Raw genomic sequence first — 19484 nt, forward strand, 5'->3', positions numbered from 1 at the left:
GAAAAAAGGGCGGGGTTTCCCCAGCCCAATTCCCTCGGCAAACGAATGCCTTCTCGTTGGTCACGTCAACCAGGAAGGCGGCCCTTTTTCTCGCTGCCTTCATCGGCCTTCTCGCCCTGATCGGGCTGGCCCTGCGGCGGTTGATGCCGTTGACCCTGACCCCCTTCGTCCTTCGGGGGAGTCTGTTCGTTCGCTTTGTCTTTGTTTTGATCGGTGCCCATGTCGGGACCTCCATAGATCCGGCGAGGGAATACCAACCGGATAATCATAAAGTGGCTATGCGGCGGACCAATTACATCAGCAAGCCGCCAACTATCTCGCAACACACGGTTAACGCACGAAACTAAACCGCCCGCCTAGCGCGGGCTTTTTCATGGGAAATCGACATGACCAAGATCGCCTTGGTGGTCGGGCACAACGCCCGGTCACAGGGGGCTGTCCGCGTGACGGATGGCCGCTCTGAATACGATTGGATGGGTGACCTTTCCGCCCAGATCCTCGCCGCCAATCCGGGCCGCTACCGGGTGTTCCGGCGACCGGCTGGCGTCGTCTACACGCGCGAAATCTCGCAGACCTATGCCGAGGTCGATGCGTGGGGCGCGTCCGGGTCCATCGAGCTGCATTTCAATGCAGCGGCGGCATCGACCGCCACCGGCACCGAAACCCTGACCAGTGGCACCAAGGGCAGCCGCCGTCTGGCCACGCTGATCCAGTCCGCGATGGTCGGGGTGCTCGGCCTGCGTGATCGGGGCTTGCTGGTCCGCGACCGCAAGGCGCGCGGCGGTGAGAGCCTGTGGGCGGGCAGGGCACCCGCCGTCCTGATCGAGCCGTATTTCGGCAGTAACGCGGGCGATTGCGCCGCTGCTGACCGCCATTTCCACCAACTGGCTGCGGGCATCAACGCCGCCTGCACCGAGTTCTTGAAAGGATAAACCATGCAAACCAAAGGTGAATACCGCGTCGGTATCACGTTCAATCCGAGCGCGTCCGGCATCGTCGATGAAATCAAGCGCAAGGCCGCTGATTTGATCGACCTGATCGAAAGCATTCCGTCCGACCGGGAAAGCGAACGCGGCAACGAGGCCGGGCGCCTCAAGGCGGTTGCGCAGACGGAAATCGAAAGCGCCGCCATGTGGGCCGTGAAGGCTGCCACCAAACAGGAAAGGAACTGACATGCGCGACATCATCACCGCGATCACCCCCGGGCTTGTCGAAATCCTCGGTGTATTGCTGACCGGCATCATCGCATGGGCCGCGTCCAAGGCCCGCGAAAAATGGGGCATTGACATCGAGGCCCGGCACCGCGAGGCGCTGCAATCGGCGCTGATGACCGGCGCGCGGTTGGCGCTGGCCAATGAACTGACCGGCAAGGCCGCAATCAACCTGATCCTGAATTATGTTCGCCAGTCCGTGCCCGACGCTATCGGCACACTGAACCCCGATCCCGACGTGCTGATAGATCTGGCCAAGTCCAAGCTGGAACAGGCCGTCACCGAAAAGGCGCGCGATCTGACGGGCGGTGCCGTGGACAAGCTGACCGAGGCGCTGAAACAGGCAGGCGCGACGTGATCTTTGAAATGAAATAGGCCCGGCAATCACCGGGCCTATGGCATGCGAGGGACTGCAATCAGGATGCTCTACCTATTGCCTCAAGGCAGGCAGCCTCATCGCCGCTTTCGAGGGCGGCACGGGCATCTTGAATGGCGGAGTCGCGATCAGACGCCGGCATGGCTGCCTCCTCGGCAGCGGTCGGGGCGCCTTCCTGCTGGGCTTGGACATCCTGGCCCGACATTGCTGTATCTGCGCTGGAGCCTGGCTCCGTTTCGAGCGGCGCAGTCGTTCCGTCCTTGGCGATCTTGTTGTCATCGGCAGGTGCCGCCGCGCCGTCCGTTGTTGAAATGTCCGTTGCGGGGCTGGACGTTACCCCTTCGAGCCGCGCCAACTCATCTGCACAGTCCGCATAAGCATTGCCCGCGAAACCAAGGGCCAGACTGGTGACCAGAATTTTCAGAGATACTGACATTCTTATCCTCCTGAGTGCTGTTGGGCTGTGCCAATCAACCATCAAGGCAGAAGAATGTTCCAAGAATCTATCGGATTCCGCTTTCGTTACGGCCGATGATCAGGGCGCGCATCATCGCCGCCGTCGTGGTCCTGCTGGTCCTCAAAGGGGGCTGGCAGAGGCCGGATTGAGGCGGGCCGAGAACCCGCGCACGATTAGTCAAGCTAATGTGGTCGGCCTGTGCTACACATGAACATCCGCACCGATTCTGGACGCGGTGATATGGAGGACCAGAACATGGTCCACTTCCCGAAAAACTTCCGAAGCGAGGGCGACAGATTGAGGTCTGCAGTTGGCGCCTTAGATTCTCCGAACGCCGACGAACTGGTTGAAGCCCTGTTCGACCGCGCAGTTGATGCACTTGATGTAACCGAGTGTTTGCCTGTAAAGTTGGCCCGCCCAAGAGAAAGCGACCACACTTGGAACGGCCATTTTAACGCACTGGGTAACGCCTGAAATATTGGCATGTTACCGTGAGGACGCCCCATCTTTTGCTTGTGAGGCGGATTTGCGCGACGCGGCCCGCGCCAAAATAGATTTTAGACCCTCGGTGGATCGCCTGCCGAGGGTCTTTTCGTTTCCGGCATCGGGCTGGTGCGAATTGTGCAAGAACTTGGAAAATCTTCGCCGAAGTTAGCGCACACGATCCGGCAATGCAGAGGTCGGTCAACAGGTCTGCCAAGGGGCCTTAGACATCCTCAAGGACGCCACGGCCCGATGATCTGCTTCGCCGTCGTCGCCTTCGTTGTGGTCCTGCTGATCCTGAAAGGGGGCTGGCATAGGCCGGATTGATGCTGTCATCCGCGCTCGAAAAACCCGGATGAGGTTGGTTAATGCCATAGGTAATCGTGCCCGCGCCGAAACGCTGATTGATAAAATCGGCGGCGCGGGCGGCGCGCTCGCCATTGGTGCGTTCGCCCGGCCTGACCGGCAATAAAAGGTCGCCGGTCCTTGCGTCCAGCAAATCGACATCCCCCAGATGGATACCGATCCCGGCCAGCTTTGCGCGCCTTATCACCGGCCATGCGGTGCGCCAAAGCGCCCGGTTGATCCGCAGAAATTCGAGGGTGTCTTGTGTCTGGGCGCATCGCATCGACGCCGCCCAAGTTGTGCGCCCCATCGGGGATAGTTGCAGGCCAAAGCTGGCGGCAACCCGACCGTCTCGGCGCAGGCGGGCAGCGGCCTTTTCGACAAGCCAGCGCGAGACCAGATAGGCCTCCGGCGGTGCCCGGAAGGCTGGCGCCAAAACCTTGCTGTTGCCGTAGCCCCCGCGCTTGGTCTTGACCAATGGGATGGCCTCGCCCTGCAAGGCGCGGACAAACCGCTCCCCCTCGACCGAACGCCAGATGGCGCGCGCGTGACGCGGATCGAGGCGGCAAAGGGCTGGCACGTCGTGAATGCCAGCATTTTGCAGCCGCGCCGACATGGCGCGCGATATGCCGGGCAGATCATCCAGCGCCAGATGGGCCAGCCGGTGGGGCATGTTGTCCGGGCCAAGGTGCTGGCAACCGTCGGGCTTTTCCAGCTTGCCCGCAATCTTGGCCAGCAGGTGGTTGGGGCCGATCCCTGCCGAAAACCGCAGGCACTCCCCAACCTCGGCCGCCACCGCCGCCTTGAGCCGCGTGACCAGATCGCGGGCGCCCTCCAGCTTGGTTGCGTGGCCAGACAGGCCAAGCTGAAATTCATCGACGCTGCGGATGCGCTCCAGCTCGGCATAGCGGTCCAGCACCGCAGCAACCCGCAGGTTGTAGCGCACATAAAGCCGGTGGCGCGACGGCAGAAACACGATGTCGCGGCACATGCGGCGCGCGTCGGCAACGCTGGTGCCGGTCTTGATGCCGTATGCCTTGGCCTCATAGCTGGCCGCGACGCAGCAGCCCTTTTCATTCTCCATGGCCGTGATCGCAACCGGACGCCCGCAGATCGACGGGTCGATCTGCTGCTCGACGCTGGCGAAAAAGCTGTTCATGTCGAGGTATAGTGTGCGGTATGGCCCCATCGCCCAAGATCCTGCGGATAGATTTCGCCCTCAAATGTTCTACAATCGTTCTCATCCGGCAAGAGGGCGAAATGGACAGGAAAAGACAGTTGGGGAACGTCGCCTTTGGCGGCGCGTGGTCCGAACAGATCGCGGGCGATGAGGCGCTGGCCGCCGCGCTGGACCGGCTGGACAAGGCGGTCAAGGACACGCTTTACGAGGATCTGCGCGGCTTTGATGAGGTCAGGCAGGCGCTGGCCGTTGCCTGCGAATGGCACCCTAAAGGTGACATGCTGGCGCATGCCTAGGGCAAAGCCTTGGGCCTGACCAACGCCGGGCTGCGGTCGGCCGAGTTGCGCAGGATCGCGGGTGCGCTGCGCGCTGGCATTGGCGCGCGGATCAGGTCATCATCGGGCGGATGATCTGACAAAGGGCGGCGGCGATGTGCAACCTCTACAGCAACACCACCACGCAAGAGGCAATCAGGCGGCTGTTTCCGCTGACCGACCGCGCGGGTAACGTGGAGCCGGGCCGGGTCTATCCCGACCAGCTGGCCCCGATCCTGCGTCACGGTGATGACGGCCTCGAACTGGCGATGTCACGGTGGGGTCTGCCGTCTCCGCCCTCGGTCCTCAAGACCGCCCGCGATCCCGGCGTGACCAACATCCGCAATCTCGGATCGCCGCACTGGCGCCGGTGGCTTGGGAAAGAGCATCGCTGCCTTGTCCCGCTGACCAGCTTTGCCGAGCCGCGCGGGAAGGGGAAAGGAAACCAGTGGTTCGCGGCGGCGGATCCTGACGCGGTGATGTTCTTTGCCGGGATCGAGATTCGGGATTGGAAAAGCGTCCGCAAGGTCAAGGACGGCGAAACCACCGATGATCTGTTTGCCTTCCTGACCTGCCCGCCGAATGCAGAGGTGGCGGCAGTCCATCCGAAGGCCATGCCGGTGATCCTGACAAAAGAAGATGAATGGCAGGCATGGCTTGACGGTATCAACGCGACTGAGTTGCAGCGGCCGCTGCCGGACGATGCGCTAGTCCTGCTGGATGACGAATAGAACCCGCCTGCATCTGTGTGGCGTAAACGTCCGCAGGCGGGCTACCCGCATGGTTCCAACACCGGGCATCCACACAACCATAACGTTAGCTCATTGGTTCCACTGCGGAAAATAAAGCGGGCCGATCTGCACAAGACCCGGCCCGCTGGCTTCACGACATCACTCGTTACCGCGCCTGTTTAGCAACCCGCGCGCGAGGGGAAAAGTTGGCTGTTTCGTCATAGGTAGAGTTGCCTATGGGACGGGCTTTGGGGGTGTGACGAGTCAAAGGCTATGTCATGCAAAACATGCGCCCGATCCTGAAGGCAGAATCGGCATCCGCGATGCGCGCGAGAATTGTTAGTGCCTCGCAAGGTCCATCGCCTTCGTCCTCCATGAGGAAGTATCCGCTTGTATCTTCCGGGGGTTCCGGACATCGAGCCAGACGCCTTGAAGTGATGGGCGCAATCACTAGGCGCTTCCCATCTGGCGCTGTCCCGGTAAGGTAGAGATGTGCCATGTTCGCCTCTGAGGTTTTGGAATGAGTGAATCACCGACCCACAAGCTGGTCAAGACGCCTAAAATCAATAGTCGCTACCTGAGCGACTACATGGTGGCCTCGGAACGTGCAAGGCGGACGATAATCCGCGACTGCAAGTTCCCTAGGATTGCTCGGGTTATGCAGCATGATTTGGCAAAATCGTTCATCACCAATGCGTTGAGGTCGGGGGAGCTAAGCTCGATGTCCTTGCGTGAGGAAGGTGACCGGATGTTGAATATGATGGCGGACACGGATTTTGAGCGTGAGAAAATTGATAACAATGGTGATTTTCTGCTTGCCTACGCAGAGGTGTTTAGCATGGAAACGCTTCCGTCGACTTGCGAGATAGTTGATGCAGATACTTCATTCCGCGCGTCTATAAATGGGGTCGACGTGAGGCCCGACATAAGGTTTGGGCTGGTGCGGGTAACCCGAACAAACCGGCTTCGCACCGGGCTTGGCACTATCCGATATGCCAAGAACAAGCCCTTGGATGTAGAGGCTGGCTCCTATCAGTCCTCCATGCTTTTCGGATTTCGCAAGATGATGGATGTCCATGATGATGATGCGCCGGAGGCAAAGCTGTGTGTCACACTGGACTGCGCAAGCGGGAGGTTCATCCCGGCGCCATCGGACGCGACCAGACGATTCCAAAATATGGAGGCCGCCTGCGCAACGATTGCCGAGAGATGGGACAATATTGAGCCGCCAGACGGGGCTGTGATAGGCTGATTCCCATCACTCGCCCCTCTCGACCGCATCGGCCCGCGCGAGGATGGCGTCACGATGGTCCTGCGCTATGCGGTCCCAGAGGCTGTCTGCTACCCAGTCCCGACCGGTGCGCGATACGTTGATCCCCGCCGCCTCTCTCATCGCCCCCGCCCGGACGCGGTTCAGGGCTGCGGTGGCGTCGGCGGAAGGGTTAGTGCTTCCGATCTTGCCAAGCTGCTCAAGCGTCATGGTTACGGCGCAATAGACCGGCTCCCGATCATCGCCCAGCAGGTAAAGCCCGAACTCGTCTGAGCAATGCAAACCTGTGATTTCGCCTGCCTCGATTAACTCGATAAGCGAGCGGATGGGTTCTGCGACCTCATACGCCGCCGCCACCTTAGCCAGCGCCTCGTCACGCTCGCGGGTCAGGCGGGCGATTTCGGCTTGGGAGTCCGCCTTACCACGGTTGTAATGGCGTTCCGCTTCCGCAGCGCGCGCGATAGTGTCAGGGTGACACTCGATATGGCAATAACGGCCCCAATCCAACGAGTATGAGCCGCCAAGGTCGTTGCCGCACACATAGCACACATGGGGATAGGCCATCACGCTTCCCCCTCTGTCGCGGGAGGGGCGGGCAAGGGGCGCCAGGGTGTCGGACGCATGATCATCACCATGTCGGAGCGCACAAACCAAGAGGCGCAGTCGATCCGCGATCCGTTGCGGACAGCAGTCGTGTCGTAACCCGGGCAGTCGTCGCGGCGAACATCGACGCGGACGCCTTCCGGCATCGTGCCGATGGGCTGCCATTCATCGTCCGTCTTTGCAGGCCCGGCGTCTCGGGTGGGGTGGGGGTCGGTCATGCGTATTCTCCCCGGAAGAATGAGGGGAGAGATCGAGAACATTGTTCGGGGATTAATTCGGGACTCAATGGGAGATTCTGGCGAAATCTGTCCATTGTTGTCGGTTCGTTCCGGTCCGACTTTGATCGTCGCAATGTCGGAAAATCGGTAATCAACCCGATTAATCAGACTCTTATGGGAATGGTGGGTGGAGCGGGTGAAGGGAATCGAACCCTCGTATTCAGCTTGGGAAGCTGCTGCTCTACCATTGAGCTACACCCGCATGCTGTTCGCCTAACTTGTGCGCGCGCCAGCGTCAAGCGGGGGATTGCGCCGGGCAGGGACAAACCGGCCCGGCGCAGGGGTGCTGCGGCCTAATGCGCCAGCATTTCCGCGACGATCGCGGCGCCGTCCAGCGTGGCGGGGTAATAGGTGGGCCAGTTGGTCATCTCGGTCAGCAGGGCCGCGCGGTCGTCACCGGCGTAAAGGTGATAGTGATCGGCAGCCTCGGGCGCGATCTTGTGGTCGCTGAACTGGATGAAGCCGGGCGCGGCATCGTCGCCCTGCACTTTCCTGAAAACAAAGCGCACGCCGCGATTGCCCTTTTCATAGGTCAGCACCTCGAACCCGTCCGGGGCATAGGTCGCGACCGCCTGCGCCGTGCCGCGATGGAAGGTGATCTGATCGCCCGCGATGGTGATGCGGTCCATGTCGGTCTGGTAGCCGGTGTCGTAATAGGCGCGGTAATCGGCGGCGCTCTTGTCACCGGATTCGGCCTTGTGGGCCATGACCGGGTCCAGCGTGCCGTCCTGCAGATAGGGGTAAACCGATTGCCAGTCACCTTCCCAGTCGGTCAGGGGGCGCGGCGCGACCTGCGCGTCGTCGAAGTAACCGCGATAGATCCGGCTTTTGTCGTCCTGCCCCTCGGCATGGGTGTGATCATGATCGTGCGCATGATCATGGCTGTGGTCATGGCCGTGATCATCGGCCTTGGCGGTATCATCGGCCATCACCGGGGCGCTTGCCAGCAGGGCAGAGGCCAGCGCCAGTGCCGGGATGTTCCAGAAAGTGATTCTTTGCATGAGTCGGGCCCTTGTCTGGTCGGGAATATGATTCGTTATGTTATTATATAACCATTATGGGTTAGCCGAGTTTGCCGCCCACCGCAACCGCGCCGATCAAACGGGATAATTCTGATATAATGTGATTTATATCAATGAATTGCGATGGGTTTATCAGGCGGCTTCAGCGCAACCCCATCTCGGACAGGGCCTGCGCGATGTCAGAGGGAAGGGTCGGTTCGCTGTCACGGCCCGCAGGCAGGTCGGGGGGCAGATCGCCGGGTTGCAGGTAGCGCCAGCCCTGAAAGGGGCGGCGCGGGGTGGCGGCGACGCGGATCAGCGCGGGGCGCATGATGATCGCGCAGCGGCGGATGCCGTCTTCGCCCATGACCTCCTCGAAGCCCGCCAATTCCTGACGGGCCATCATCATCCCCTTGAAAACCCAGTAGATCGAGCCGCCATTCAGCAGCTCGCTGTCGCGCTTGGGCCACATGCGGGTGACATGGCGCGGTGCGGCGCCCTGCCAGCGCTGCGCCTGCCATGCCTCCAGTTCGGCGGGGCTGTCGCAACCGACGCAAAGCTTCATCATGTTCAGGGTCGTGGTCATGACACCGATATAGCCCCGGGGGACGGGCGGGAACAGGGGGCAGGCCTTGCGCCTGTCGCGCGGCGGGACTACCGCAGGGGCAGCAACAGGAAGCCCAGATGACCACCAGTTCCCAGATCCGCCGGCTGCCGCTGCCCGAATTCATTGCGCTGATGGCGATGATTTCGGCCATCGTGGCCTTTTCCATCGATTCGATGCTGCCCGCATTGGGTGATATTGCCGCGGATCTGATCCCCGAAAACCCGAACCGCGCCCAGTTGGTGCTGAGCGCCTTCATGCTGGGCATGGGCTGCGGGACCTTCTTTGCCGGGCCGCTGTCGGATGCGCTTGGCCGCAAGCGGCTGGTGACCATCGGTTTCGCGCTTTATGCGCTGGCGGCCTTTGCGGCGATCTTTGCCGGTTCGCTGGATGTGCTGCTGATGCTGCGTTTCGTCATGGGGCTGGGTGCCGCCGCGCCCCGGATCGCGACGATGGCGCTGGTGCGCGACCTGTATCAGGGGCGCGAGATGGCGCGGATCACCAGTTTTGTCGGCATGGTCTTTATCCTGATCCCGGCGATTGCGCCGATGCTGGGGGCGCAGGTCATCGCGGTCTTTGGCTGGCATGGCGTTTTCGGGTCGTTCGTGCTGATGGCGCTGATCGGCGCGGGATGGCTGAACCTGCGGCAGGCGGAAACCCTGCCCCCCGCGCTGCGCCGCCCGTTCAACCTGCGTTCGGTCGGCACCGGCATGGCCGAGGTCGTCGCCAATGGGCAGGTCCGCCTGATCACGCTGGTCCTGGCGCTTGGTTTCGGCCAGATGTTCATCTTGCTGAACACCGCGCAGCAATTGTTCAGCGAGACCTATGGCCGGGCCGCGACCTTTCCCTATTGGTTCGCCGTCATGGCCCTGCTGGCGGGTTGCGCCAACCTGCTGAATGCGCGGCTGGTGGTGCGGCTTGGCATGCATCATATCGCGCGGGCGGCCTATGTCATGCAGACGGTGATTTCCGGCGTGATGGTCGTTCTGGTCTATGGCGATCTGATCCCCGAGGTGCTGGCCTTTCCGCTGTTCGTCTTTTGGGCCGTCAGCGTCTTTGCCATGGCGGGGGTGACGTTTGGCAACCTGAACGCGCTGGCCCTGCAACATATGGGCCATATCGCGGGGACGACGGCATCGGTGGTGTCGGGGCTGTCGACCTTTGGCGCGGTCGCGATCGCCGCCCCCATCGGCCAGCTTTATGACGGCAGCCTGGGGCCGATGGTCGTCGCCACCCTGATCTGTTCGGCGCTGGCCGTCCTGCTGATGCGCAGCATCCGCGAAAACTGAGCCATCCCGGTAGGAAAGCCGGGCAGGGAGCGACCTAGGGAACGATGAATTCGACGCCGGGCAGGCCCGCGATTTCCGCAAGGTCGCGGTCATAGATCGCGGTCAGCTCGTCGATGGTGTCCTGCGTCCAGCCGGGAAGGGTGACGGTGGTCTCGATCATCTCGGGGCGGACATATTGTTCCAGCGCGCGGGCAAAGATATCGCGGCGCCCGGCGATGGTGACCCGTTCCTGCGCGGCCATTTCGTCGCGGATAAAGCGGATGCCGTCGGGTTGCAGGATCTCGCCCAGAACCAGCAGGCCGGCCTTCAGCGGCACGTCGCCCGGCATGGTGGCGATGGCGCGCACGACCTCGGGCCAGATCAGGGGCGTATCTTCGTGCGACCAGATCACCAGCCTGCGGCCCCGCGCGGCGCTGACCATGTCGCGCACCGTCGGCGCCCAACGCATGTCCTGCAACTGCACGCCCGCCATGATATCCTGATAAGAGCGGTCCTCGATCCGGCTGATGCAATAGGGGATCAGGGTGGCGGGGTTTTTCAGCCCGATGAAGAATTCGACCTCGGCACTGGGGAACAGGTTGGCCAGCGCGGCCATGCGTTCGGCGGACAGCCGCATCAGCCCTTCGGGCGTGATGGCGCGGTCCGGCACGCCCAGAAAGCCCGGCTGGCTGCAGATCACCCGCTGCGTCCCGTCATTGTCGAGGATCGCGTCCAGCATCATCTCTTCCATGTCGGGGGTGGCGGGGCCGCCGCGCAGCGAATTCAGCGCGCTTTCAAAGACGCCGCGATGGCGGTTGCGCGAGACCACCTCGACCCCGTTCTGCAAAAGCCATTCGCGGTTTTGCAGCAATGTTTTCAGCAGCCCGTCGTGATCCGTCCCATGAACGCCACAGTGAAAAACGATCTGCATCGGGCAAGACTCCATCCAAGACGGGCGCACCTTAGACGTCATTCGTGGACAGGGAAACCGCCCTCGTGCTAGGTCACGGACCATGTCCCAGGAACCGCCGAAAGCCCCGCCGCAGCGCCGCCGTATCGGCGAAGGGCGCATCTGGTCGCTGGTCGCCATCGCGGTCGCGGCGCTGGTGCTGGCGCCGATCCTGTCGGTGGGCTGGATCGCTCTTTTCCCGACCGAAAACATCTGGCCGCATCTGATGGCGACGACGCTGCCGCGCTATTTCGGCAATACGGTCAAGCTGGCGGTCGGCACCGGGATTCTGGCCGCGATCATGGGGGCGGGGACCGCCTGGCTGGTCAGCATGTATGAATTCCCCGGCCGCCGCTGGCTGGAATGGCTGCTGGTGCTGCCGCTGGCCGTCCCGGCCTATGTCGGCGCCTATGCGCTGGCGGATTTCCTGGACTATTCCGGCCCCGTCCAGATCGCGCTGCGCGAGACCTTTGGCTGGACCTCGGCGCGCGATTACTGGTTTCCGCGCATCAGGTCGCTGCCCTCGGCCGTGGTGGTGATCGCGGCCTCGGCCTTTCCTTATGTCTACCTGTTGTCGCGCGCCGCCTTTCGCGAGCAATCGGGCGGCATCTACGAGGTCGCGCGCGCCCTGGGCATCGGCGGCTGGCGGTTGTTTGGCCGCGTCGGCCTGCCGCTGGCGCGCCCGGCCATCGTTGCTGGCGCGACCATCGTGATGATGGAAAGCGTCGCCGATTACGGCACGGTCGCCTATTTCGGCGTCCAGACCCTGAACACCGGCATTTTCACCACCTGGCTCGAAGGGCGCAATGCAGGCGGCGCCGCCCAACTGGCCATGGTCATTCTGGTGATCGTCGTCCTTCTGACCGGCCTCGAGCGTATCAGCCGGGGCAGGGCGCGTTTCCACCGGGGCGCGCGGCAGAACCGTCCGCTGATCCGCCAGCGCCTGACGGGTGCGTGTGCGGCACTGGCGACGGCGGCCTGCCTGTTTCCGTTCCTGCTGGGCTTTGTCCTGCCCGTCGCGGTGATCCTGAAATATGCGCTGGCCTATCCGCAGGGCTGGTTCGGGCCGGGGCTTTTGCGCGCGCTGACCCATACGGTCACGCTTGGCGGGCTGGCCGCGGCGATCACGCTGGTTCTGGCGCTGCTGATGGTTTACGGCGTGCGCCTGTCGCGCAGCCGCCTGCCGTCGATGCTGCTGCCGGTGACGATGGTCGGCTATGCCGCGCCGGGCGCCGTGCTGGCCGTCGGCATCCTGTTCCCGCTGGCCGCGCTGGATCACCGTCTGGCCGATGCGGTGACGGCGATCACCGGCAGCGATCCGGGGCTGATCCTGACCGGGTCGGGTTTCGCCATCGTGCTGGCCTATGTCGTGCGCTTTTTCGCGATTGCCCAGAACACGGTCGATTCGGCCTTTACCCGCGTCTCGCCTTCGCTGCCGATGGCGGCGCGGTTGCTGGGGCGCAACCGGGCACAGGTGCTGACCGGGATCTATCTGCCGCTGATGAAGGGTTCCCTGGGGTCGGCGCTGCTGCTGGTCTTTGTCGATTGCGCCAAGGAACTGCCCGCCACCATGCTGCTGCGCCCCTTCAACTACGAAACCCTGGCGACCCGCGTCCACCAACGCGCCAGCCTCGAGGATCTGGGCAATGCCGCGCCCGCCGCGCTTCTGGTCATGGCGGTCAGCATGGTCGCGGTTCTGTTGCTGGCGCGGTCGAACCTTGGCTTGCACAATGCGCGCGCTCGGGCTATCGCAGAAAGCGACGTGCCGGCTTAGCTCAGCAGGTAGAGCAGCTGATTTGTAATCAGAAGGTCACGGGTTCGATTCCTGTAGCCGGCACCAATAAAACCACGAAATTACAGATATTTATGAGCAAGGCTTCACAAGGGGGCTTTTCTCGTTTCCATCCTGGGGAACGCTGGGGTAACATTCGGCACACCAGATCTTGCGCCTGCTGTAGCGTGACACGAAGTCTTGCAGGGTGTGACACGAATATTTGCAGCAATTGGATTTTGATTTCAGGGGCCGTGAACGCCGCTTTTAAATGGGGCCATCATCGTCCCCTTTCAGCCGTTTCCGAATGCCGCTTGCCAACACCGCCAGCCAGATCAACCAGACCGCGCCCATCGCTGCTGCGGCTGCCTTGTGGTCGGCGGGCGGGACGAAGGCAAAGGGCAGGCTGGTGATCGACGCGCCCAGGGTGACATGGGTCGCATCGTCCAGGCTATCGCGCCAGTCGGCGCCGCGTTGGATCAGGACCTCCCAGCCCAGCCAATAGGCCAGCCCGACCAGGGTGCCGACGATCCCGACCCAGATGCCGGCCGCGACCCCGATCAGTGCCAGCGGCCCGCCGATGATGGCAGCGTGCCCCGCCTGACCGCCCATCCAGCGATACCAGTCATCCGGATAGGCGTCGGGCTGGCGCAGATAGGCCCAAATGGCGCGGATCATGTCACCGCCAGCCCGTGCTTGTTGGCCAGATAGGCCCGGATCGCCGTGACGGTTGCATCCATTGCGGCAGACCCGTCCGTGACCATCGAAATGATGTCCTTTGCCGCCCCGACGAAGGAGGTGCTCAGATAGCCCCACAGGATGCGCTGGAGATAGAAATCGGGATAGGCTGCGGTCCCGTCGCCGGCAAACAGCACGCCGTTCTCCCAGACCTTGAACCCGCTGGTATTGGTTAGCACGAATGCGAACAGGCGCCACGTTCCAGTGCCGAGGAGCGCCCCCTGACGACGGTCTCTGTATCGTTTCCGGTGCCGTTCCAGCGCAGGGTGTCCCAGCGCCTCGGCACTGAATACCACATCAGGTTATTGCGCCCGCCCGCCGCATTCGTATCTTGCGCGGCGTAACCGGCGAAGTTGTTGGCTGTGTTCTCGGTGTCCATCTGCGCGACGACGAAGATGCGGGTGCCTCTGAAATCGGCGGGATTGGCAAGCAGAAGACCGCCATGCGACCCGGAATTGACAAAGCCACGGGCGGTCAGCTGCGTTGTCGATGCGCCATTCTGATTGAGCCCGGACACCGCCGTCGCATCGAACGCCGCCCCGCGCCGCCCCGGTTTGGCACGCTGGTGACCAAGCCGCTGCCGTCCACCGCAGCATCGTCGGGTGACAGATGCAGCGGGATTTGACCAAGGCCGGTGCCATGATTGGCTGCAAGAGGATCGACCGGCTCGCCGCCGCCACCAGAGCGGATGCGCATGGGCGGCCAAAATCGGTCCAGATGTAGCCGCATCAGAAGCCCCGGATCACGGCCAGCGTGGTGCTGCCGCTGGACGTGCTGGCGCGCACCGATACAGCGGTTTCGACCTGAAAGGCCCCGCCGTCGCCGGGCAGGCGCAGGGCGGCATCGTCGCTCGCCGGATCCTGCGGATAGATATCGACGGGCACGGCACCCTGATTTTGCAGAACATCGCCCGCCTGCAAGGCAATTGGGTCGGACAGAATGGCGCGGATGATGTGGCGGGGCATTGGTGTCTCCTTGGGTCAGGTTGCGTCAGGACGGCCTTTGGTGGCCTGAATGCTGGTGATCAGCCCGGCGCTGGACAGCTCATGCGTGACATTCTTGAGGTGCCATTCGCCGTCCAGTTCCGCCCGCAGCCCCGCCAACTGGACGAGGCCACCGCCGAACAGGCGCGGTTCGAGACCGGCAATCGTGGCGTCCAGCGTCATCGCCGCGCGTTCTGCACCGGTCAGGGCCGATTCGGCAGCGCGGGTCGCCTCGGCCTCGGTCGGATACGGGTGGCGGATCTTCTTCAAGGGCGTGCCGGATCCGGCCTTGACCTTATGGGTGATGCCCGTCGCGGTGTCCGTCCATTCGGCCTCGGCCGCGCGATAGACGGTGCGGCCATCGACCGCCCAGGACCAGTCCGACAGGCGCGCCCGCCGCCGTCTGGCCCTCACCGCGTTTCTGGACGAGGAGCGCGCCGCCCGCTGGCCTGGCCGTGGCGTCCAGCGTGGCGGCGATGCGCGACAGGAAATGCAGATCGCTTTCGGCGGTCTGGGCCAGCCATGGCCAGCGGGTGGCGGCTATGCTGGCGCCAACGACAGGCCGCAGATCGACCGCAGCCGCGATATCGCGCACGATCTGGGCCAGCGTGACGTTTTCCCAGGACCGGGTTTTCGGGGCGCGGATTTCGCCCTTCATGTCGGCGGCTGTCGCGGTGACACGCAAGGTCAGCGCCGGGCCGGTGCCTGACAGGCCGTCAACGGAAAAGATGCCCAAGATGTGCAGGGGCTGGCCCTGAAAGCCCAGGGCAATTTCGATCCGGGCGTCTTCTTCTGGCCACGCGATTCGGCTGGCGCGGTCAACGATGGCCATAAGGGCTACTCCTTGCCTTCAGCCGCGCGGGCGGCGGCGAAATCTTCGGCGCTCATGTTGAGTTGGCGGCACACGGCCAGTTCCTCGGCATTCAGCTGGCCGGGCTTTGCCCCCGGGTCTTTCTTGCCGAGGTCGGTCAGGGGCGCGATCACCGGCTGCGCCGCGACAAAGGCGCGGAAGCGGTCCAGACCGCCTTCGGCGCGGCAGGTCGCAAGGTGATAGTCGCGGCTGGCCGGGGCGATCTTGCCCTCGGCAACCGCCGCATCCACCGCATCGGTTGCGGCTTGTTCGGCGCGGCCTTTCTCGGCCGTTTCGCATTCGGTGATCCGGTTCAGCGCCAGCTGCTCGGCCGATTTCAGGCCATTGATCGCCAGCACGGCTTCGGCTGCGGTGGCGGTCGGGGTCAGGCCAAGGGCCTCCAGGACGGCGGGGTCCATAGGGTCATTCTCCGTTTCAGAGGTTTCGCGGTTGAGGGCGGGAAGGTCGAAATTCGGCAGGTTTGTCAGACCCACGGATGCCGGGCGCGACACGACGCGCTGCGGCCCCGCAAAGAAAAAGCCCGGGCTGAGATAGCGATAGCCGCGCGATGCGATCGCGGCACGGCCGGTTTCGGTCCAGTCGATCCGGCCCCACAGCGCGCCATCACGATTGGCAAGCTCCTTGACCCAGCCAATGGCGTCAGCGCGTTCGCCCTTGTCACCCTTGACATGGGTCGCGTGTTCGAAATCGACGGGGGCCTCCATGCCCGAGGCGGCACGCTCGGCATAGGCCTGCACCACGGCATCAGGGTCGGGCAAGGACCACGACCGACCATCGCGAGACGGCAGATGCGGCCCTTGCGGGGTCAGCTGGACCCAATCGGGCACGGCCCCCTCTTCGGAGCAGAGCGCCAGCGGCATGGATTGAAAGACGGATCGTTTCGACATGCGGGCACCATCGCAGTTGCCCGCTGCCGGATAGACCTTGAAACATTTCGGGGGATGGCGGGCCGCGCCCGTGCGACAACCCTATCCAGATGGAAGGGTGCCTGTCGAGGGGTTTAAGGCCGGGTTGAAAACCGCATTAAACAAGCGCATATATATAGTGTGACCCGAGCCAACGGCTTGCCATCTTCGGGATGCGAGGGAGGGCCGTCCCTCCGGGTCACGATTTATCCAGATCTATAATCTTATTGCCCTGCTCGGAAGCGCGCTTGCGAAAGCCCCTTTCTGTGCTGGGCATGATCGAACGCACCCGCATCGCGTCATCGAACCACACGATCAGAGCGGTCGGCCGTTCGGCCTTTCCCGGACGCGCGCTTTCAGCAACATGAAAATATCGGTTGAACGGGATCAGGACACGCAATGTCTTCAATCCATCACCGCGCTCTTCCACGGCCGCCAGCGTGGCGCCGTCGATATTCGCCACCAGCGACATCAGCGCCTTGCGGAATTCCGCGTCCTTCGGATCGTGATCCATGACGACATGCCCGAACGTGTCGTGGTTGACCCAGATCATACGGTCATCCGGGCCGGCCTCGGCCGCGATCTGCGCGGGCAACTGACCGACCGGCGCCCGACCGGGGGCACCATCCATGATCCGCCGAACCCGCCAGCTGGTCGCGATGTCTCGCAATGCGGCCTGACGTGCCGCCTCGGGCAGCTCATCCAGCTTCTCGGCCAGGAAACTTTCCATACCATCCAGCCGCAGCTGACCGGGATTGCGCTGCCAGCCCGGATCAATGCCCTGCGGGACGATCCGCACCTCGCCGGTGCGTTGGTTTTCGACAACGGTGTCCGCCACCTCGGGTTCGACGGACACCCCGCGCCGCGCGGCCTCGGCCCTTGTCACCTGACGGACCCAGCATTTGCAGCCCCAGCCGTTCGGCGGAAACCATTCGTCCCAGAACGGGCTGTCCACCGGCAGAATCGTCCCGGCTTTTGCCAGATGGTGCGGCCGGTGGTTTTCGCTCGGACCCGTGCGGTATTCCAGATAAGGAAAGGCGCGCTTGGTGCGCTGGATCCGCTCCCACTGGCCTGCCGCCCGGGCGCTGCGGATGTTGGCATTATATATGGTGCGCAGGCGGCGCGGACTGCCCAGCTGCACCAGCTCGGTCTCGCCGGTCACCGGATCGACCATTTCGCGCTTGCCCCACCACTCGGCCAGATTCGGATTCGATTTCCAGTTTTTCTGAAACGCGTCGAACGGCAGCCCCTCATCCAGCGCCCTCTGAACCTCGCCGCGCATCGCCTCCAGTAGGTCAAGCTCCATCGCCTTCTTCTTCATTTCCTCGGCGCGGTTCATGTGCAGCAGCAGGACGCCGATCGATCCGACCATGCTGGTTTCCGACACAACGACAGAACCGGCCTGACTTGCGATCCAGTAGGCGGCGCTGCACGCGGTATCGTTGACGACGGCCACCACCTTCTTACGCGCGCCGACCTCTCGAACCATCGCGGCCAGCCCGGCGATGCCGCCCGCTTCGCCGCCGCCGCTGTCGATATCAAGGACGATGGCCTTCACATCAGGGGCGGCGCCGGCGGCCCGCAGTTGGGCCGCGATGCTCTCATAGGAGACAAGGCCGGAATGCGCCCCGATCCACGCACCGCGGTTCACCAGCGATCCGACGATGCTGATGATCGCAACGCCGCCCGCGGTGTTGTAGGGCCGCGCTGCGCCATCAGCACCGCGCGACGATCCCCGGAAACGGGATGCCTCGGCGGGAAGCGCGGAAAGGTCGGGACCGGCAACCCCGATTCGGCCCGCCAGAACGTCGAGGATCACGGCCGCTTTCGACGGATCCAGCAGAAGCGGACGGTTCAGAACGCGATCAGCCAGCAGGGCGGCCATGTCAGCCCTCCGATCCCGGCGCCGCATCGGTGCCGCGAACGCGGACCGTGACCGGCGTATAGTTTTTGGGTGCGACCTCGATCAGCCCGGCATCGACCAGCTGCGCGGCCCGCGCGTCGGTCAAGGTGACGGTCGCGCCTTCGGGCAGTGCCGACCTGCGACCTGCGGTTCCGCGCCCTTCGCGGTGATCATGTAGCGTTTCGCCATGGTGCAATCCTCTCGATCAGCGGAAAATGATCCCCGCCCCGGTGATGGTGTTGATGGTTTGCGAGGTGCCGCCCGTGGCGTTGATCGTCGCAACGATCCCACCGCCCGCGACGATGATATCCGCCGGGCCATCCGTCCCGCCCATGCGGCAGTTGGCGCCCTGCGCGGACACCGTGGCTCCGTGCGTGGCCTGCACCCCGGACTCGGTGCAGCCCGAGATATTCGCCGCCTGGCCTAGACCATCGCCGTGTGTTGGGCGTAAAGCCCGCCCTTCATCGCGCCGGAAAGGTTGACACCCTGCGCCGAAACCGAGGCGGACAGCGCATAAAGACCGCGCCCGCCTGCGTTTCGGAAATCGCCGAGACCCACTGAGGCAACACCGCCAGATCGCACATGCAGGCCGTCCTCGCCCGCGTTGCGGACGCCGCCGCCGCCGACCCTGACACCCGCGTCGGGACCGTTCACCAGGATACCGTCGCGATTCGTCGCGACGCCCGTGGTATCCATCTGGAACACCTGCGAAATCGTGGGCATCACCCCGCCGTTGACTGCTGAAAATGCCGGGTAACGATCCGAAACCACACCGGTCAGCGCATTGCGACGGATGATCGTCAGTGCATCGACGCCCGTGATCTGGACCCAGCCCAGATTGATGCCCGAGACCACGACCTGTTCGGACATGATGAAGCCCGCCAGAAGGCGGATCACCGCAGTGAACCCACCCGAGCGGAATGCGGGGCGGCGGCGCGACAGTTCGGCCAGCGCCTCGTTGATCGACGCATACTGACCACCGGCCCCGACCGTCACCTCGACGTCAGCGACCTGACGCAGGTCATCGACGGCGGCTTTCAGGTAGGATGTGCGGTTGGCCAGCTTCTGAATCGGCCAGTTCGCAAGGCCCTCGTCGGCGGCTGGATCGGGTGGGCCCCCGTGATCTGGAAGCCGTTTTGAAGTTCAGGAATGTTTTCTTCCCAGATCGCGCTTTCCGCGATGTTCGGGACGCTAGGCTCAGGACCCATTGATTTCCGACTGGCGGCGTGATTCACGGTTCGAA

General features: G+C 63.4%; 27 protein-coding genes and 2 tRNA genes. 10 read left to right on the forward strand and 19 right to left on the reverse strand.

The genetic code is table 11. The annotated features are described in order from the left end of the window. Positions 1-65: 65 nt before the first annotated feature. Positions 66-221, reverse strand: coding sequence for a hypothetical protein (locus tag PE067_RS08380; RefSeq protein WP_276188814.1), 156 nt, complete (start codon positions 219-221; stop codon positions 66-68). A gap of 165 nt (positions 222-386) precedes the next feature. On the opposite strand from PE067_RS08380, the gene PE067_RS08385 reads away from it, so the two are divergent. From PE067_RS08385 to PE067_RS08395, 3 genes are read left to right on the forward strand one after another with little or no spacing between them, the layout of a single operon-like run. Further along, complete coding sequence (locus PE067_RS08385; RefSeq protein ID WP_276188817.1) at positions 387-932, forward strand: N-acetylmuramoyl-L-alanine amidase; 546 nt, start codon at positions 387-389, stop codon at positions 930-932. A gap of 3 nt (positions 933-935) precedes the next feature. Further along, positions 936-1172, forward strand: coding sequence for a hypothetical protein (locus PE067_RS08390; RefSeq protein WP_276188819.1), 237 nt, complete (start codon positions 936-938; stop codon positions 1170-1172). A gap of 1 nt (position 1173) precedes the next feature. Next, positions 1174-1569: a hypothetical protein gene (locus PE067_RS08395; protein ID WP_276188821.1), complete on the forward strand. Its 396-nt coding sequence runs from the start codon at positions 1174-1176 to the stop codon at positions 1567-1569. Positions 1570-1627: 58 nt separating this feature from the next. On the opposite strand, the gene PE067_RS08400 is transcribed toward PE067_RS08395, so the two are convergent. Then, entirely contained in the window at positions 1628-2023 is a 396-nt protein-coding gene (locus PE067_RS08400) for a hypothetical protein (protein WP_276188823.1), read from the reverse strand. Between the two features lie 228 nt (positions 2024-2251). On the opposite strand from PE067_RS08400, the gene PE067_RS08405 reads away from it, so the two are divergent. Continuing rightward, the gene (locus PE067_RS08405) at positions 2252-2518 is read left to right on the forward strand and encodes a hypothetical protein (RefSeq protein WP_276188825.1); all 267 of its coding nucleotides are present in this window, start codon (positions 2252-2254) and stop codon (positions 2516-2518) included. A 232-nt stretch (positions 2519-2750) separates the two neighbouring features. Here PE067_RS08405 and PE067_RS08410 read toward each other — a convergent pair whose 3' ends face one another. After that, complete coding sequence (locus PE067_RS08410; protein ID WP_276188827.1) at positions 2751-4061, reverse strand: UMUC-like DNA-repair protein; 1311 nt, start codon at positions 4059-4061, stop codon at positions 2751-2753. Between the two features lie 71 nt (positions 4062-4132). Here PE067_RS08410 and PE067_RS08415 point away from each other — a divergent pair, with 71 nt between their 5' ends. From PE067_RS08415 to PE067_RS08425, 3 genes are all read left to right on the forward strand, one after another. Beyond that, entirely contained in the window at positions 4133-4348 is a 216-nt protein-coding gene (locus tag PE067_RS08415) for a hypothetical protein (protein WP_276188829.1), read from the forward strand. Between the two features lie 134 nt (positions 4349-4482). Continuing rightward, positions 4483-5097, forward strand: coding sequence for an SOS response-associated peptidase (locus tag PE067_RS08420; protein ID WP_276188831.1), 615 nt, complete (start codon positions 4483-4485; stop codon positions 5095-5097). A gap of 520 nt (positions 5098-5617) precedes the next feature. Further along, complete coding sequence (locus tag PE067_RS08425) at positions 5618-6349, forward strand: hypothetical protein (protein ID WP_276188833.1); 732 nt, start codon at positions 5618-5620, stop codon at positions 6347-6349. A gap of 6 nt (positions 6350-6355) precedes the next feature. Here the strand turns inward: PE067_RS08425 and PE067_RS08430 are convergent, their stop codons facing one another. The 4 genes from PE067_RS08430 to PE067_RS08445 all read right to left on the reverse strand — a co-directional run bounded on the left by PE067_RS08430 (position 6356) and on the right by PE067_RS08445 (position 8835). Next, positions 6356-6931: a hypothetical protein gene (locus PE067_RS08430; RefSeq protein WP_276188835.1), complete on the reverse strand. Its 576-nt coding sequence runs from the start codon at positions 6929-6931 to the stop codon at positions 6356-6358. 445 nt (positions 6932-7376) lie between these two features. Further along, positions 7377-7450: transfer RNA gene (locus PE067_RS08435), tRNA-Gly, on the reverse strand. A gap of 91 nt (positions 7451-7541) precedes the next feature. Next, positions 7542-8249 (reverse strand): metal-binding protein ZinT, encoded by a 708-nt coding sequence (locus PE067_RS08440; protein ID WP_276188836.1) that lies wholly within the window; start codon positions 8247-8249, stop codon positions 7542-7544. A 163-nt stretch (positions 8250-8412) separates the two neighbouring features. Beyond that, entirely contained in the window at positions 8413-8835 is a 423-nt protein-coding gene (locus tag PE067_RS08445) for a DUF1489 domain-containing protein (protein ID WP_276188837.1), read from the reverse strand. A gap of 98 nt (positions 8836-8933) precedes the next feature. On the opposite strand from PE067_RS08445, the gene PE067_RS08450 reads away from it, so the two are divergent. Next, positions 8934-10142: an MFS transporter gene (locus PE067_RS08450; protein ID WP_276188839.1), complete on the forward strand. Its 1209-nt coding sequence runs from the start codon at positions 8934-8936 to the stop codon at positions 10140-10142. A 34-nt stretch (positions 10143-10176) separates the two neighbouring features. Here the strand turns inward: PE067_RS08450 and PE067_RS08455 are convergent, their stop codons facing one another. Then, complete coding sequence (locus PE067_RS08455) at positions 10177-11052, reverse strand: hypothetical protein (RefSeq protein ID WP_276188841.1); 876 nt, start codon at positions 11050-11052, stop codon at positions 10177-10179. 82 nt (positions 11053-11134) lie between these two features. On the opposite strand from PE067_RS08455, the gene PE067_RS08460 reads away from it, so the two are divergent. Together PE067_RS08460 and PE067_RS08465 are read left to right on the forward strand one after the other, a co-directional pair. Further along, positions 11135-12844, forward strand: coding sequence for an iron ABC transporter permease (locus tag PE067_RS08460; RefSeq protein WP_276188842.1), 1710 nt, complete (start codon positions 11135-11137; stop codon positions 12842-12844). Then, positions 12835-12910 (forward strand) — tRNA-Thr (locus PE067_RS08465). Before PE067_RS08460 ends, PE067_RS08465 begins: the two co-directional genes overlap by 10 nt. 198 nt (positions 12911-13108) lie before the next feature. Here PE067_RS08465 and PE067_RS08470 read toward each other — a convergent pair. The 11 genes from PE067_RS08470 to PE067_RS08520 form a co-directional block, all read right to left on the reverse strand. Beyond that, a complete protein-coding gene (locus tag PE067_RS08470; RefSeq protein WP_276188844.1) occupies positions 13109-13519 on the reverse strand; it encodes a hypothetical protein in 411 nt (136 codons plus the stop codon). After that, on the reverse strand, positions 13516-13758 hold the full coding sequence (locus PE067_RS08475) for a hypothetical protein (RefSeq protein ID WP_276188846.1): 243 nt from the start codon (positions 13756-13758) through the stop codon (positions 13516-13518). The genes PE067_RS08470 and PE067_RS08475 overlap by 4 nt, the downstream gene beginning before the upstream one ends. Continuing rightward, entirely contained in the window at positions 13752-14096 is a 345-nt protein-coding gene (locus tag PE067_RS08480) for a hypothetical protein (protein ID WP_276188848.1), read from the reverse strand. Before PE067_RS08480 ends, PE067_RS08475 begins: the two co-directional genes overlap by 7 nt. Positions 14097-14307: 211 nt before the next feature. After that, positions 14308-14544 carry a hypothetical protein gene (locus PE067_RS08485; RefSeq protein WP_276188850.1) on the reverse strand — a complete coding sequence of 79 codons (237 nt, stop codon included), beginning with the start codon at positions 14542-14544 and terminating at the stop codon, positions 14308-14310. 15 nt (positions 14545-14559) lie between these two features. After that, the gene (locus PE067_RS08490) at positions 14560-14976 is read right to left on the reverse strand and encodes a phage tail protein (protein ID WP_276188852.1); all 417 of its coding nucleotides are present in this window, start codon (positions 14974-14976) and stop codon (positions 14560-14562) included. Continuing rightward, a complete protein-coding gene (locus PE067_RS08495; protein WP_276188854.1) occupies positions 14858-15394 on the reverse strand; it encodes a hypothetical protein in 537 nt (178 codons plus the stop codon). The genes PE067_RS08490 and PE067_RS08495 overlap by 119 nt, the downstream gene beginning before the upstream one ends. A gap of 5 nt (positions 15395-15399) precedes the next feature. Beyond that, complete coding sequence (locus PE067_RS08500; protein WP_276188856.1) at positions 15400-16320, reverse strand: phage protease; 921 nt, start codon at positions 16318-16320, stop codon at positions 15400-15402. A gap of 217 nt (positions 16321-16537) precedes the next feature. Continuing rightward, the gene (locus PE067_RS08505; RefSeq protein ID WP_276188858.1) at positions 16538-18223 is read right to left on the reverse strand and encodes a phage minor head protein; all 1686 of its coding nucleotides are present in this window, start codon (positions 18221-18223) and stop codon (positions 16538-16540) included. 1 nt (position 18224) lies between these two features. After that, on the reverse strand, positions 18225-18347 hold the full coding sequence (locus PE067_RS08510) for a hypothetical protein (protein WP_276188860.1): 123 nt from the start codon (positions 18345-18347) through the stop codon (positions 18225-18227). A gap of 99 nt (positions 18348-18446) precedes the next feature. Then, the gene (locus tag PE067_RS08515; RefSeq protein ID WP_276188862.1) at positions 18447-18602 is read right to left on the reverse strand and encodes a hypothetical protein; all 156 of its coding nucleotides are present in this window, start codon (positions 18600-18602) and stop codon (positions 18447-18449) included. A 62-nt stretch (positions 18603-18664) separates the two neighbouring features. Further along, positions 18665-19237 (reverse strand): hypothetical protein, encoded by a 573-nt coding sequence (locus PE067_RS08520; RefSeq protein ID WP_276188863.1) that lies wholly within the window; start codon positions 19235-19237, stop codon positions 18665-18667. Positions 19238-19484 lie beyond the last annotated feature (247 nt).

It is taken from the genome of Paracoccus sp. DMF-8 (genome assembly GCF_029309835.1).
In the GTDB taxonomy this organism is placed as follows: Bacteria; Pseudomonadota; Alphaproteobacteria; order Rhodobacterales; family Rhodobacteraceae; genus Paracoccus.